The 14849-nt window shown below is 61.6% G+C and carries 9 protein-coding genes, 1 tRNA gene, 2 rRNA genes and 3 pseudogenes (1 of these 15 running past the window's edge); 9 read left to right on the forward strand and 6 right to left on the reverse strand.

Annotated elements, in window-relative coordinates; genetic code table 11:
• The 4 genes from LZ585_RS01395 to LZ585_RS01410 form a co-directional block, all read left to right on the forward strand.
• Positions 1–1998, forward strand: a 23S ribosomal RNA gene (locus LZ585_RS01395); it begins 840 nt to the left of the window's first position.
• A 129-nt stretch (positions 1999–2127) separates the two neighbouring features.
• Positions 2128–2242: ribosomal RNA gene (gene rrf / locus LZ585_RS01400) — 5S ribosomal RNA — on the forward strand.
• A 61-nt stretch (positions 2243–2303) separates the two neighbouring features.
• Positions 2304–2380, forward strand: a tRNA-Met gene (locus LZ585_RS01405).
• A gap of 73 nt (positions 2381–2453) precedes the next feature.
• The gene (locus LZ585_RS01410) at positions 2454–2960 is read left to right on the forward strand and encodes a hypothetical protein (RefSeq protein ID WP_234854693.1); all 507 of its coding nucleotides are present in this window, start codon (positions 2454–2456) and stop codon (positions 2958–2960) included.
• Between the two features lie 48 nt (positions 2961–3008).
• Here the strand turns inward: LZ585_RS01410 and LZ585_RS14920 are convergent.
• Positions 3009–3098 (reverse strand): annotated as a pseudogene (locus tag LZ585_RS14920) (hypothetical protein); the annotation flags it as partial.
• A gap of 141 nt (positions 3099–3239) precedes the next feature.
• Between LZ585_RS14920 and LZ585_RS01415 the strand changes: the two are divergent.
• A protein-coding gene (locus tag LZ585_RS01415; protein ID WP_234854694.1) for an IS3 family transposase occupies positions 3240–4591 on the forward strand; the annotation gives its coding sequence in 2 pieces (ribosomal slippage) (positions 3240–3576 and positions 3576–4591; 1353 coding nt in all).
• 70 nt (positions 4592–4661) lie between these two features.
• On the opposite strand, the pseudogene LZ585_RS01420 reads toward LZ585_RS01415, so the two are convergent.
• The 3 genes and pseudogenes from LZ585_RS01420 to LZ585_RS01430 all read right to left on the reverse strand — a co-directional run.
• A pseudogene (locus LZ585_RS01420) lies at positions 4662–5459 on the reverse strand (IS5 family transposase); the annotation flags it as partial.
• Between the two features lie 346 nt (positions 5460–5805).
• A pseudogene (locus LZ585_RS01425) lies at positions 5806–6931 on the reverse strand (IS3 family transposase).
• Between the two features lie 450 nt (positions 6932–7381).
• Positions 7382–8443, reverse strand: a complete 1062-nt coding sequence (locus tag LZ585_RS01430) for an IS630 family transposase (protein ID WP_234853247.1) — start codon at positions 8441–8443, stop codon at positions 7382–7384.
• Positions 8444–8967: 524 nt separating this feature from the next.
• Here LZ585_RS01430 and ggt point away from each other — a divergent pair.
• Positions 8968–10770, forward strand: a complete 1803-nt coding sequence (gene ggt, locus LZ585_RS01435; RefSeq protein ID WP_234854695.1) for a gamma-glutamyltransferase — start codon at positions 8968–8970, stop codon at positions 10768–10770.
• A gap of 16 nt (positions 10771–10786) precedes the next feature.
• Here the strand turns inward: ggt and LZ585_RS01440 are convergent, their stop codons facing one another.
• Both LZ585_RS01440 and LZ585_RS01445 read right to left on the reverse strand, forming a co-directional pair.
• Positions 10787–11641 carry an SDR family oxidoreductase gene (locus LZ585_RS01440; protein WP_234854696.1) on the reverse strand — a complete coding sequence of 285 codons (855 nt, stop codon included), beginning with the start codon at positions 11639–11641 and terminating at the stop codon, positions 10787–10789.
• 293 nt (positions 11642–11934) lie between these two features.
• Positions 11935–12489, reverse strand: a complete 555-nt coding sequence (locus LZ585_RS01445) for a PRC-barrel domain-containing protein (RefSeq protein ID WP_234854697.1) — start codon at positions 12487–12489, stop codon at positions 11935–11937.
• A 240-nt stretch (positions 12490–12729) separates the two neighbouring features.
• Between LZ585_RS01445 and LZ585_RS01450 the strand changes: the two genes are divergently transcribed.
• From LZ585_RS01450 to LZ585_RS01460, 3 genes are read left to right on the forward strand one after another with little or no spacing between them, the layout of a single operon-like run.
• Positions 12730–14055, forward strand: a complete 1326-nt coding sequence (locus LZ585_RS01450) for a hypothetical protein (RefSeq protein ID WP_234854698.1) — start codon at positions 12730–12732, stop codon at positions 14053–14055.
• Positions 14027–14545 (forward strand): DUF2249 domain-containing protein, encoded by a 519-nt coding sequence (locus LZ585_RS01455; protein WP_234854699.1) that lies wholly within the window; start codon positions 14027–14029, stop codon positions 14543–14545. The genes LZ585_RS01450 and LZ585_RS01455 overlap by 29 nt, the downstream gene beginning before the upstream one ends.
• An 11-nt stretch (positions 14546–14556) precedes the next feature.
• Positions 14557–14838, forward strand: a complete 282-nt coding sequence (locus tag LZ585_RS01460; RefSeq protein WP_234854700.1) for a metal-sulfur cluster assembly factor — start codon at positions 14557–14559, stop codon at positions 14836–14838.
• Positions 14839–14849: the final 11 nt, after the last annotated feature.

Below are 14849 nucleotides of genomic sequence, written 5' to 3' on the forward strand. Positions count from 1 at the left end.
TCCGCGAAAGCTATTTAGGTAGCGCCTCGGACGTATCCCTCGGGGGGTAGAGCACTGCATGGATGATGGGGGCCCACAGCCTTACTGAGTCTAAGCAAACTCCGAATACCCGAGAGGACTATCCGGGAGACACACGGCGGGTGCTAACGTCCGTCGTGGAGAGGGAAACAACCCTGACCAACAGCTAAGGCCCCCAATTCGTGGCTAAGTGGGAAAGCATGTGAGACTTCCAAAACAACCAGGAGGTTGGCTTAGAAGCAGCCATCCTTTAAAGATAGCGTAACAGCTCACTGGTCTAATCAAGAGGTCTTGCGGCGAAGATGTAACGGGGCTCAAGCCACGAGCCGAAGCTTTGGATGTGCATTTATGCACGTGGTAGCGGAGCGTTCTGTGATATAGGACGCTGCCTCTTCTGACCCTTCGGGGGCAGCGGAGGCAATGTTCTGACTGTGAAGCTGGGCCGTGAGGCATCCGGTGGAGTGATCAGAAGTGAGAATGTTGACATGAGTAGCGACAAACAGGGTGAGAGACCCTGTCGCCGAAAGTCCAAGGGTTCCTGCTTAAAGCTAATCTGAGCAGGGTAAGCCGGCCCCTAAGGCGAGGCCGAAAGGCGTAGTCGATGGGAACCAGGTTAATATTCCTGGGCCAGGAGATGGTGACGGATCCCGAGGGTAGTTCGATCTTAACGGATTGATCGGGCTGCTTAGGGGTTCCTGGAAATAGCCCTCCACAAGACCGTACCCTAAACCGACACAGGTGGACTGGTAGAGAATACCAAGGCGCTTGAGAGAACCACATTTAAGGAACTCGGCAAAATACCTCCGTAAGTTCGCGAGAAGGAGGCCCGATTGGTGCGCAAGCATCGGTCGGGGGCACAAACCAGGGGGTGGCGACTGTTTACTAAAAACACAGGGCTCTGCGAAGCCGCAAGGCGACGTATAGGGTCTGACGCCTGCCCGGTGCCGGAAGGTTAAAAGGAGATGTGCAAGCATTGAATTGAAGCCCCGGTAAACGGCGGCCGTAACTATAACGGTCCTAAGGTAGCGAAATTCCTTGTCGGGTAAGTTCCGACCTGCACGAATGGCGTAACGACTTCCCCGCTGTCTCAAATGTGGACTCAGCGAAATTGAATTGTCTGTGAAGATGCAGACTTCCCGCGGTTAGACGGAAAGACCCCATGCACCTTTACTACAACTTCGCACTGGCATCAGGATTGCGATGTGCAGGATAGGCGGTAGACTTTGAAGCGGGGACGCTAGTCCTCGTGGAGTCATCCTTGAGATACCGCCCTTCGCACTCTTGATGTCTAACCGCGGCCCGTTATCCGGGTCCGGGACCCTGCGTGGTGGGTAGTTTGACTGGGGCGGTCGCCTCCCAAACAGTAACGGAGGCGCGCGAAGGTTGGCTCAGAGCGGTCGGAAATCGCTCGTTGAGTGCAATGGCAGAAGCCAGCCTGACTGCAAGACTGACAAGTCGAGCAGAGACGAAAGTCGGCCATAGTGATCCGGTGGTCCCGAGTGGAAGGGCCATCGCTCAACGGATAAAAGGTACGCTGGGGATAACAGGCTGATGATGCCCAAGAGTCCATATCGACGGCATCGTTTGGCACCTCGATGTCGGCTCATCTCATCCTGGGGCTGGAGCAGGTCCCAAGGGTATGGCTGTTCGCCATTTAAAGAGGTACGTGAGCTGGGTTTAGAACGTCGTGAGACAGTTCGGTCCCTATCTGCCGTGGGTGTTGGAGACTTGAGAGGAGTTGCCCCTAGTACGAGAGGACCGGGGTGAACGTTCCACTGGTGGACCTGTTGTCGTGCCAACGGCAGTGCAGGGTAGCTATGAACGGACAGGATAAACGCTGAAGGCATCTAAGCGTGAAGCCCCCCTCAAAACAAGGTCTCCCTTGAGAGCCGTGGAAGACCACCACGTCGATAGGCCGGAGATGTACGTGCAGCAATGCATTCAGTTGACCGGTACTAATGGCTCGATAGGCTTGATTTGATCCGGAAGAAGACAGACTTCCGTGTGCGCAGGCACACAGAACTGAAATCTTCCAACGCATCCTTGGACAACATCGTCCCGCAATCCCCCAAAAGGATCGCGGGACAACGCTGATCGCCTCTTTCCCGGTCTGGTGGCCCTAGCGCGAGCAAAACACCCGATCCCATCCTGAACTCGGCCGTTAAGTGCCGCTGCGCCGATGGTACTGCGTCTCAAGACGTGGGAGAGTAGGTCACCGCCAGACCTGGAAAGACGCGATAAAATCTCCCTGAAAACGATGAAAAAACCGACACCGACAACCCTGCCGCGGGGTAGAGCAGCCCGGTAGCTCGTCAGGCTCATAACCTGAAGGCCGCAGGTTCAAATCCTGCCCCCGCAACCAACACTAATTCAGAAACAAGAACAAAGCCTTCCAACCCCGCCTCGCGCGGGGATTTCTGCGTTCGGGTCATTGTATGCGCAGTCTGCCCAGTCGCCAGGCGCAACAAGCTCGCAAGGGATCCATACAGGTCGATCGCCAGACGCTTGCCGCCATCTTCGGTCTCGACGGGCATCAGAACGATCTTCTCCACCAAGGCCCGCAGCGCCTCCTTGACCTCTTCCTGCCCCTGGGCGTCGGAAAGACCTCGGATCAGCTGGCTGACCCGCTTGCGGTATGTCTTCGCCATTGTTGGGTGGAAACGCACCGGATCGGGAGCGGGGGCGGAAGACAGCACTCCTTCCAGCTCCCTCCGCCGGGCGTCCAGTTTGATCATCCGATCCTTCACCTGCCCTGCAGGCACGCCCGCAATGATCGCGTCAACCAGCTTCTTGTGATCGCCGGCGACCTGGTGGAGTTCCTTCTCCAGTCCCGCACGTCCGGCATAGGCACCCGCCTGCAGGCGGGTGCGCTCCGCGGTATATTCCTCGCAGAAGATCCGCACTGCCTCCTCGTCCATCAGGTGATGCTCGAGAGCCTCTAGCACTGACTGCTCCAGCACGTCGCGGCGGATCGTCGTCATGTTCGTGCAGACGGCTGCGCCCTTGTTTCGGGCAGCCGAGCAGCCGAAGGCGTCCTTTGTCACCTTGGAAAAGCCCGAGCCGCAGCAGCCACATTGCATCAGCCCCGAAAACAGGAACTTCGGCCGTCGCCGATCCCAGACCGGGATGCCGGTGTTGTCTGACGTCAGCGCCCATGGGACAGATTAGGCAGATTGCGTGACGGAGGGTTTTTGGCTCATCGTAGCCTTTATGGAGCGAAGATGAGCAAGAAGCCCATGACGACGAAAGCCGAGGCGGAGAAGGCGGTCAAAGATATCCGCCGGGCGACGCGTAAGATCCACAACGCCGAAGAGAAGATCAGGATTGTCTTGACCGGGCTTCGGGGCGAGGACAGCATTGCGGAGCTGTGCCGTCGCGAAGGGATCGCCCAGAGCCTGTATTACAGCTGGTCGAAGGAATTCCTCGAGGCCGGCAAGAAGCGCTTGGCCGGCGACACGGCGCGCCAGGCAACCAGTGGCGAGGTCAAGGACCTGCGCGCCGAGGCACTGGCGCTCAAGGAGGTTGTGGCCGACCTCACCCTTGAGAACCGGCTGCTCAAAAAAAACACGAGCGGGGCTGGGGGCGAGCACGCATGAGATATCCAGCGTCCGAGAAGCTCGAGATCATCCGCATCGTCGAGCAATCCCACCTGCCGGTCCGTCAGACTTTGGCGCAGATCGGGGTGCCGCCCACGACCTTTTACCGGTGGTATGATCGATACGTCGAGCACGGCCCGGAAGGGCTGGAAGACCGCCCCTCACGACCGTCCAGGGTCTGGAACCGCATTCCCGACGCTGTACGGGACCGGATTGTCGCTCTGGCGCTCGAAGAGCCGGACCTGTCGCCGCGGGAACTGGCCGTTCGCTTCACGGATACAGAAAAGTATTTCGTGTCAGAAGCGTCCGTGTATCGGCTGCTGAAGTCCTATGACCTGATCACCAGCCCGGCCTATGTGGTTGTCAAGGCCGGGAACGAGTTCAAGGACAAGACCACCCGGCCAAACCAGATGTGGCAAACCGACTTCACCTATCTCAAGGTGACAGGCTGGGGATGGTTCTACCTGTCTACCGTGCTGGATGACTTTTCTCGCTATATCGTTGGCTGGAAGCTGTGCACCAGCATGGCGGCGGACGATGTCAGCGCAACGCTTGATATCGCGCTCGCTGCATCCGGATGTGACAGCGCCGCCGTGCTGCACAAGCCGCGGCTGCTCAGCGACAATGGCCCGTGTTACATCGCCGGTGACCTGGCCGAATACCTCGAAGAAAATGGCATGAACCATGTCCGCGGCGCCCCCAATCACCCTCAGACGCAGGGCAAGATCGAGCGCTGGCACCAGACCCTCAAGAACCGCATTCTGCTGGAAAACTATTACCTGCAAGGCGAGCTTGAGGCAGCCATCGCCGCCTTTGTCGAGCATTACAACAACCACCGCTATCACGAGAGCCTCGGCAATCTCACACCCGCTGACGTCTACTTCGGGCGCGGGCCGGCCATTCTGGCAGAAAGGGAGAAGATCAAGAAACTGACCATCCAAAGCCGGCGCTTGAACCATCAGTGCCAGGCAGCATAACCTCAACCTACAGAGCCAGAGCCCTCCAGACCAAAATCAGGCTGCCTGTTCCAAATCATTCGACGACGGACACTCTCGCCTCGATCCGACTTCGCACGTGATACCCGGACCAGTGCTTCCAGGTGGCCCGACCGAAGCGTCTGGTTGCCTGGAGGATGTCGTTGCGGGCGCGAGCGGCCGGGCAGTCTTTCTTCCAGAGGCGTCCGTTCTTGCGGATCGGGATGACGGCCGTGCCGCCGCGATCCAGGATTGCGGTGTGGCATCGCCGGATGTCGAAGGCACCGTCGTCGGTCACGGTGCCGATCTGTTCGTCTGGTGGGATCTAATCCAGGAGGCCCGGCAGCACGGGGCTGTCACCCTCACGGCTCGAGGTGAACTCCACCGCCCGGATGTCACCGGTAGCTGTGTCCATCGCCAGATGGACCTTGCGGTATTGGCGCCTGCGGTGTGTGCCGTGCTTGCGCGCCAGCCACTCTCCGTCACCCCCGAACTTGACCCCCGTGCTGTCCACCAGCAGGTTCAGCGGTCCTTGCGCGCGGCGGCTGGATATCTGAACGGTAAGGGTCTTCTGCCTGCGGCTCAGCGTAGAGAAGTCCGGCACCGACCAGTCGAGCCCAGCCATCTTCAAGATGCTGGACACCATGCCCGTGCATTGCCGAAGTGGCTGACCAAAGAGCACCTTCACCATCAGGCAGAACTGGATCGCCGCATCGGAGAACACAGGCGGGCGGCCAGGCCGCCCCGCCTTGTTCGCCACCCACGCCATGTCCTTGTCCAACCAGATCAGCAGCGATCCCCGCCGCCTCAGAGCATCGTTGTAGGATTTCCAGTTCGTCGTGCGGTATCGGACAGTTTCAGGCTTCGTCATGCCAGAACGCTTAACCTACAGCAGCCCCAGCGTGAATCCTGGCTTGGACGAGTTCTGCAACAACGCCATCCTGACCTTCCCGGCGTCTCTTCGGTGGTAGATGCCCCTGCCGCGTGGCGCGGCTGCTACGAAGCGCTTGATCCTTGTCCCGTTGTTTGTGCCGGTGCCCTATTTTGTTCATAGGCGCGCGCCGCTTCAATCAGGTTCTGAAGGAAGCTTGTCCGGTCTTGGCTTCCCCTCTGCTGATCAATCCAACTCCAAGCATCACGCGGCAGGCCCATGCGCACCCAAGCTTGCCCACTGCCCTGGTAATCCTCCCCGTTTTAACGGGGCGCAGACGTAGAATTCACGCGGCCATTCTCAGCTTCATGGCAGGGGTGATCCCGCCGATGCCCATGTTGGGGCGTTCGTTGTTGTAGGTCCAGAGCCACTCGGTGGCGATGTTCTGCACCTCCTCGATGGTTTCAAAGATGTATAGGTCCAGCCATTCGTGCCGGACTGTCCGGTTGTAGCGCTCGACGTAAGCGTTCTGCTGCGGCTTTCCGGGCTGGATATAGGTCAGGGTAATGCCCTTGTCCTCGGCCCATTCCATCAGACGGCCACTGATATATTCCGGGCCGTTATCAACCCTGATCGCCTTTGGTGCTCCCCGCCATTCGATGATTTGGTTCAGGGTCCGGACGACGCGCTCGGCCGGCAGCGAGAAGTCCACCTCGATGCCCAGGCCCTCGCGGTTGAAGTCGTCCAGGACGTTCAGAAGACGGAAGGCTCGCCCGTCCCCAAGGCGATCTGCCATGAAGTCCATGGACCAGACCGCGTTGGGAGCTTCCGGCACAGCCAGTTCCTCGGACTTCTCCCGCTTCAGCCGCTTGCGAGGCGTTCGCCATGGTCACTCGGACCAGTGGCGTTCCATGGCTCACTCCTCAGGTTCAGTTCCAGCTCACGATAGATCCGGTAGACGCGTTTGTGGTTCCAACCATGGCCCTGGACGTTGCGCAGATACAGGAAACACAAGCCAAAGCCCCAAGTCTTCCTGGTCTTGGTTAGCCCAATGAGCAGGTCGGCGATCTGCTCGTTCTCGTTGTCGCGCTTCGGGCTGTAGCGGAAACAGGTCTCGCTGACGCCGAATGCCCGGCAAGCCAGCGCAATGCTGATCCCCTTCGTCGCCACAGCCTTTGCGGCCAGCTCGCGACGCTGAGCTGGCCGCGTCACTTTTTTCCAAGCGCCTCCCGGAGCAGATCGGCTTGCATGCTCAGATCGGCAAACATGCGCTTCAGCCGCCGGTTTTCGTCCTCCAGTAACTTCATCTGGCCCATCATGGATGCATCCATGCCGCCATACCTGGCACGCCATTTGTAAAACGTCGCGCTGCTGATCCCATGCTCGCGACACAGTTCAGGCACAGGCAAACCACCCTCGGCCTGACGCAGCACGCCCATGATCTGGGCCTCGGTGAAACGGGTTTTCTTCATCTGAATCTCCTCGTCCAACTTGCCGAGAAAATTCTACTTCCGCATCCCTTTAACCATAGGGAGGATTACCACAGGATCACCCTTGCCTTGCTTATTCAGAAAGGCTTCGCGCCAGCCAAACCGCGGCGGCGGCGCAATCCCAGACGGCGGGCCAGTGCGGAAACACTGACGTCCGGTTCCAAGCGGTGACTGCCTGTGCCTTGAAGGCATCTGACCAGCGGCGTCACTTGCCAACCGGCGCACCGTCGAGCCGCTCGACGACTGCCTTGACCAACTGAAAGCTACCAGTCGCAGGCATAGTCGTGGAACTAGGCGTAGGCATGGAACCTCAGCGATCAGACCAATGTCCAAACCCTCTTCGACCACGCACGCCATCAACCCACGGGTCTCCTTTCCGCTAAGGAGGTCTTTTCCATTCGCCTGCATCTCGCAAAAAATGCTATACCGCTTCTACTGCAAAACCCGAAAGTTCTCGTGGGTTATGACGCGGAAGTTGTCGGAGACCTTGTCGCGGAATTTTGTCCATTCCTGCGGGATGGTTTCACGCATGAATGCAAGGATGGCGTCGGCGAACTGCTTCTGACTTGGGTAGTAGCGGTTGTGGGTAACGTATTGATGCAAGACAGCCCAAAGCCGCTCAATCGGATTGAGATGAGGGCAATAGGGTGGCAGCTGGATCAGATGGATACGGCAAGCTGTCTTGGCGAGGAAGGCTCTGACATCGGGTCCTTTGTGGTAGGCAGCGTTGTCCCAGATGACATGAATGATGCGCTTGTCAGGGTTGCGCTCCTCGATCTTGGTGAGAAGCTGCACGGCACTGACCCCGTCGACGGTTGTGGGCTCGACAAAGGGTGCATCGAAAGTTTCGAGGTTTACAGCCCCATGAATGTTCACACGACCGCGCCCTGCTGTGCTGAGAACCGCTGGATTTGATCCCACCTTCACCCAGCCGAATGCAGGCTTGGTCTGGTATTCCGGATGCACCGCATCGGCGAAGTAGACGGCTTCATCTGCTGGTAACTCACGCATCAGGCGTTCGTAGAATGCGATGAAAGCTGTCTGCTTTTCCGCAGATGCCACGCGCGGCAGAGGCTTGGGCTTGCGGTATTCAAAGCCCAGTCGGGCGAGAAGTTTGATGCAGCCAGAATGGGAGTAGTTCAGACCGCACTCAGCCGCGAGGTGAGCCCTGATCTCGACCGTCGAGCGACAGAAGCGCACTTGCAGCCATGCGCACAGCGCAGTCTCCTGTGCCTGCGTCATACGGGACTGGCCGCCTTTCCAGCCGTCGTAGGCAAGCGCATCCCAACCATCTTGCAGGTAGGTTTTATGCCAGCCCCGAATGGTATCGTCGTCCAGATAGAGAAATTTTGCGATCCGGGCACAGCTTTCCCCGTCGTCGAGCAGCAGGATCGCATTTGCCCGGCGGGCAATGCCGTGGTCCTCGCGCTGACGACGCACGCACGCCTCAAGCTCGAGGCGGTCTGCTGAGGAAAGAAAGCCGGGGCGGATCATAGGCGTAGCTGAATCGTTCCAAACCCAGCCGTCAAGTCACCAAATTCGGCTGCCGCAGGACTCCGAGTATAATTTGGAAATTGATTAGATTACCAGTGCCTCTGGCATGAAGTTCATCACCTGTGCGCCCCTGAACTGAGCTGAGCAAAACGGATATTGCTTAGGCACTATATCGGCTTGCCAAGCCTCGGCAGAACGCCGTCCTCAAGGCTTTCAAAGGCAGTTTGCGTGACAGTTGCTGGAGGAGGACATTCGACATTCTTGACAACTCCCCTGGTTCCCTTGCTGACCTCATACCGGTGTGCTCGTGATCAACGACCTGCGCGACAGCCAATCTCATACCCCGCATTCTTGTTGTGAACGAGGGATCGCCGGAGGCAGGTCACATCCTTTCACCAGCAGTTGGACCCTATCGCTTGAACACCACCTGCATCTCGGGCCTCGGCTTGATATCTCCAACTGTCCTCCGCTTGCGCACGCGCCATCGGAAGCGCAGACTGACAGGGTCAAGGGCGGAGGCAGGGATGAGACATTCGGCATTTGCAATCGTCTTGCTGCTGGGCAGCGCCACCATGGGTCTGGCCCGGCAGGCCACTGATGACGTGGCGCCCGAGGCTGCGACCGGCAGCGTTGTCCTGGAGGATGGCTTTGGCACGCTGACAGATGCGGCGCGTGCTGCCTTGTCGGCCAAGGCGGATGGCAAGCCCGTCACCGGACAAGACTGGATGATCAGCGCGGCCCATCCCCTGGCAGTTGAGGCAGGGGCCAAGGTTCTGGCCGCAGGTGGCAGCGCCGCTGATGCTGTGGTTGCCGTTCAAGTCGTGCTGGGCCTTGTGGAACCGCAAAGCTCGGGCCTGGGGGGCGGGGCTTTCCTGGTCTGGTATGATGCCGCAACAGGCGCACTGACAACGCTCGACGGACGGGAAACCGCGCCATTGGCAGCGACTCCGAAGATGTTTCTGGACAAGGCCGGCCAGCCGAGGGAATTCATGGATGCGGTGGTGGGGGGCCTTTCGGTGGGCACGCCCGGCACGCCGGCGCTGTTGGAAGCCGCGCATCGCAAATGGGGGCGGGCCAATTGGTCCAGCCTTTTCGATGACGCGATCGGGTTGGCGGAACAGGGCTTTACCGTTTCGCCACGCCTTGCGGGGCAGGTGGCGGGCGAAGGCGAGGCGTTGCAGGCCGATCCGGCAACGGCCGCCTATTTCTTTCCCGACAACCGGTCGGTTGCGGCGGGCGCAACGCTGACCAACCCGGCCTATGCCGAAACCCTGCGCAAGCTGGCGGGCCAGGGCGCCAATGGATTCTATCAGGGCGAGGTCGCTGAAGGCATCGTTTCCGCCGTGCGGGGCGCGGACAATCCGGGCCTGTTGTCGATGGGGGATATGGCAGCCTATCGCGTGATCGAACGCCCGGCGGTCTGCGTGGAATACCGCGCCCATGATGTCTGCGGCATGGGACCGCCTTCGTCGGGCGGGCTGACGGTGGGGCAGATCCTGGGGATGCTGGGCGGCTACGACCTGGCGGCGCTTGGGGCGGACAGCCCGGAAAGCTGGCGGCTGATCGGCGACGCCTCGCGTCTGGCATTCGCCGACCGGGGGCGCTTCATGGCGGACAACGACCATGTGCCGATGCCGACCGAAGGGTTGATCGATCCCGCCTATCTGTCTGAACGGGCCAAGCTGCTGGCGGGCGATGACAGCCTGCCCGAGGTCGGCGCAGGTGCGCCCGGCTGGTCTCATGCGGCGCTGTGGGGCCAGGATATGTCGCTGGAATTGCCATCGACCACCCATATCTCGATCGTGGACAGCCATGGCAATGCCTTGTCGATGACCACGACGATCGAAAACGGCTTCGGCTCTCGGGTCATGGCGCATGGATTTCTTCTGAACAACGAGCTGACCGATTTCAGCTTCGAGACCCATGATGCGGAGGGCTGGCCCATCGCCAATGCCCTGGCCCCGGGCAAGCGGCCCCGGTCGTCCATGGCGCCGACCATCGTGCTTGAGGACGGCAAGCCGGTGATGGTGATCGGCTCGCCCGGGGGCAGCCGGATCATCGGCTATGTCGCGCGCGCCATCATTGCGCACCTGGACTGGGGCATGGACATTCAGGCGGCGGTGGCCGCGCCCAATATCGTGAACCGCTTTGGTCCCATGGATATCGAGGCGGGATTGCCCGCCGCCCTGACCGAGGGCCTGTCAGCCATCGGGTTCGAACTGAACGAAACCGAACTGACTTCGGGCCTGCAAGGCATCGTGATCGGCCCGGACGGGCTGTCGGGCGGCGCCGATCCCAGGCGAGAGGGCATCGCACTGGGCGGCTGACGTCGGACAGAGACTCTCAGCCGTGCCGGGGCACCGCCGGCTGCAGGCCAAAGGTCTGGATCACCTGCGCCTCGAAATCCTTGTCGGAAAGGCTGCGGCGCAGGGGAACGAAATGTTCGGCCTCGGCCCCCACCATCACGGCGATGTCGCTGTTCTCGTTTTCGATGATGGCCTTGACAGCCTGGGCGATCGGTTCGGGCGCCGGGCCTTCGTTGATGGCCTTGGCCACGGTAGGGACAAAATGGGCAACCAGGTCGCGATAAGGCGACGCCTCGGCCGTGGTCGCGGCATTGGCGACCAGGCCCTTCCTGACGAAGTTGGTCCCGAATAGACCCGCCAGGACGGAATGGACGCGGATGCCAAAGGGTCCGGCCTCGTAGCGCAGCGAATCCGTGATTCCCTCAACCGCGTATTTGCTGGCATTGTAATGGGCCAGCAACGGCAAGCCCATGCGACCCAGGAAGGACGAGATGTTGATGATGACGCCGCCTCCTGCCTTGCGCATATGCGGCAGCACCTCGCGCGTGGTGCGGATCAAGCCAAAGACATTGACATCGAACTGCTGGATCATCTCCTCGTCCGTGCCATCCTCGATTGTGGCGAGAAGACCGAAACCGGCATTGTTGACCAGCACGTCGATTTGGCTCGCATCGGATATGACCTGCGCCACGGCGCTGCGGACCGAAGCGGTGTCGCGAACGTCCAACTTCACGGTCGTGACCTGAAGCCCGCGTTCCTGGGCCTGGGCCATCAGCTCGGCGTCATTGTCGCGAACGCCTGCAAAGACACGGTATCCGGCCCCGGCCAGCAGCAGGGCCGTTGCCATCCCCATGCCCGATCCCGCGCCGGTGATCAAAACTGTCCTGGTCATGATGTTGTCCTGTTGCCATCGCGGATCAGCCGCCGCGCCTCAAGGATGAGGGCACTGCCCGGAAGTCGTCAACAGAAAGGGTGCCGCAGGCAGGCAGGCAGCAGGTCGTTCAGGTGCGGGGATGCAGTCCAAACTTGGCAACAGGCATATCGGATGTTCGTGTCGGATATGTGTCGGACAAGACTTCACGGCCCTGACTGGGTGGGAGGGACAAGGCCCGTTCGTCAGGCCAAAGCCCTGCTAGGTCGCAGAAAAGGGCGCGCGTGATGCGCGCCCCTTGGCCATGAAGACTGTTATTCGTCCATCCATTCGAAGGCCGGGGCATTCTCCAGGGCGGCACGGTCGGCGGTAAAGACGATGAAGTATTCGTTTTCCGAATCGCCATCGCGGATCACGCGCAGCTGGTCCATGGACACGGCCACGGACCTTTCGCCCAGGCCCAGGAAGCCGCCGATATCGACCAGCACGGCCTTGACCTGGCCGTCCTGGCTCAGCACGAGGTCGCTGATCTCGCCGATGTCGTTCCACTCCTGATCGACCTCGGTCACGGTCGCGTTCACGTCCACTTCGGTTTCCGAGGTGTAGAGACGCTTGCCGATAAAGGTTTCCGCCGACATATCGCCCGCCATCGCGGTATAGCCGAAGCCGGCATCGGTCATGGCACCACCGGCCGGCATGGTGGTCGCGGCAGGTGCCGTGGCCGCGTCGCCGGTCATCGGTGCCTCGGTGGTGGCAGGGGCGGCGGTTGTCGCGGGGGCGGTCGTCGTCGTGGTATCGGTCGCCGTCTGCGCCATGGCAGGCGCGGCAAGCATTGCGACAAGGGCGGTGGAAGCAAGAAGCTTGGTCATGGTCGTTTCCTTCGGTCTGCGTAGGTCGTTCCGGCCATGGGCCGGCTATCCAACCAACAGGCGGAACGGGCAAGGGTTCCCACACGAGTTCGCCAGCAGGGCGTGGGCGTGCCTTTTCAGGGGTCGTAAAACCGTGGTTCTCTTTGCGTTTGATCAACGACGCCATGGCCGGGCCAGGGGATGTTGTCCGTCAAGGTTTGGGGGTCGGACATGCTGGGCAAGGCGCTTTCCAGATGGACATTGGCGTGGTTCGCATCGGCCTTGGCCTTTCTGCTGGCGGCCCTGGTGCTGGGTGCCTGGGGCCTTGCGGGGCCGGGTCGCTGGTCGGGGGCAGGGGCCTTGGCGGTCGTGCATCTGTTCGCGATCGGCTGGCTGTCCCAGATGATGCTGGGATCGCTGATCCAGTTCGTTCCGGTCCTGACCGCCCGCGTGTTGATCCTGCCCCGGCTGGCATTGCCGGGGCTGATCCTGTGCAGCCTGGGCGCCCTGGCCCTGGCCGCGGGCTTTCTGGCGCTCGAGGGCTGGCCCACGGGCATCCTGCTGATGGCCGGGCCGGTGCTGCTGGGGCTGGGTTTCGCGCTGACGGCTGCAATGCTTGGCGGGACGCTGATCGCCGCGCAGGCCTGGCGCACGCAGGACGGCGCCATGCTGTCCTTGGCGCTCTTGGCGCTGCCGGTGCTGTGGGGGACCGGGGCAGGCATGGCCTGGGCGTTCGAAGGGGCGACCTGGGGCGCCGCGTTGCTGCCTGACGGGTTGCCCTTGCACATCCTGCTGGGTGCAGGCTTCTGGCTGACGCTGGCGGCGATGGGGGTCAGCTATCGCCTGTTTCCGATGTTCCTGATCGCGCCGGACGGGGGCAGCCCCTTGCGCCGGGCGGCCCTGATTCTGGCGGGGATTGCGCTAGCCCTGTTGATGGCCGGACTTGGCACGCTGTTGGCAGGCGGAAATCCCTGGCCCCTGGCCTGGGCTTGCGCGCTTGCCTGCACGCTTGCCACGGCCTTGTATCTGGCCGAAATCCGCCGCATCTGGCGCAGCCGCCGCGCGCCCCGCCCCGAAGTCAACATGGCGTGGAGCCGCGTGGCCTTGGCCTTTCTGGCCCTGGCCGCCGCCCTGGCCATTCCCGCCCTGACCTGGGGCGGTCCCTGGGCCGAGGCCGCGGTGTTCCTGGCCCTGGTCGGGTGGCTTTCCACGCTGACGCTGGCGCAGATGGTCAAGATCACCAGTTTCCTGACCTGGATCCAGGTCTTCGCACCCCTGATCGGGCGCGCCCCGGTGCCGATGGTCCATGACCTGACGGACGCACGCGCCGCCCGGCGCGCCTTGGCGCTGTGGGTCGGGGGCGTTGCGACCGGCACCCTTGCCCTGGCCGTGCAAAGCCCGGCGTTGTTCGAAACTGCGACCTTGGCGCTTTTGCTGGCAGCCCTGCTGCATGGGCGCGAACTGATCGCGATCCGCCGCCTGCGTCATCTTTCCGACAAGATGCGCCCCGCCAAGATGCCGCCGATGATCCTTCCCCAATCCGACCGGAGTTTCGACCATGACATCCCCCGCCCCGCATCAGCTTGACGTCCGACCCTCGCTTGCGCAGGGCCAGGATCCCTTTGCCCTGATCATGCAGGCCGTGGACGGCTTGCAGCCGGGCCAGCCCCTGGTGCTGATCGCGCCGTTCCGTCCCGTACCCTTGTTCAACGTGATGGCGAACCGCGGCTTTTCGGCGCGTGACCGGCAACTGCCCGATGGCGGCTGGCAGGTCGAGTTCACCCCCGTCGCGGGCGAGAGGGTCGAGGAAGGGCTTGCCCCCGGATCGGCCCCCGGTGCGGCGCTGTGGCCCGATCCGGCCCGCACGCTGGATTTGTCGGGGCTGATGCCGCCCGAACCGATGGTGCGGATTCTGGAAACCATCGACCGCATGGCCCCGGGCGAGGTGCTGTTCGCGACCCTGGACCGAGAGCCGATGTTCCTGTTCCCGGAACTGGCGATGCGCCATCACGAATGGGCGGGGAATTTCGCGGCCGACGGGGCCACCTATCGGTTGCTGGTGCGGCGCGGGATCTGAAGGGGATGATCATGGCCGACTTGCAGGATCGTGTCCGCGACAGGCTGCGGACCGTGCTGGACCCGGAAACCGGCCGCGATCTGCTGGCCATGGGCATGATCTATGGCATCCAGGTCGATGAGGGCGGTCATGTCGCGGTCCAGATGACGACCACCACGCGCGGCTGCCCCCTGGCGGATTTCCTGCGCCTGGGGGTGGAAGCGGCGCTGCAATCCTTGGACGGCGTCATGTCGGTTGATGTGCAACTGATCTGGGAACCCGCCTGGTCCCCAGACCGGATGGAGCCGCTGTGACGCGGCCCTCC

It is taken from the genome of Paracoccus everestensis, from assembly GCF_021491915.1.
GTDB lineage: Bacteria > Pseudomonadota > Alphaproteobacteria > Rhodobacterales > Rhodobacteraceae > Paracoccus > Paracoccus everestensis.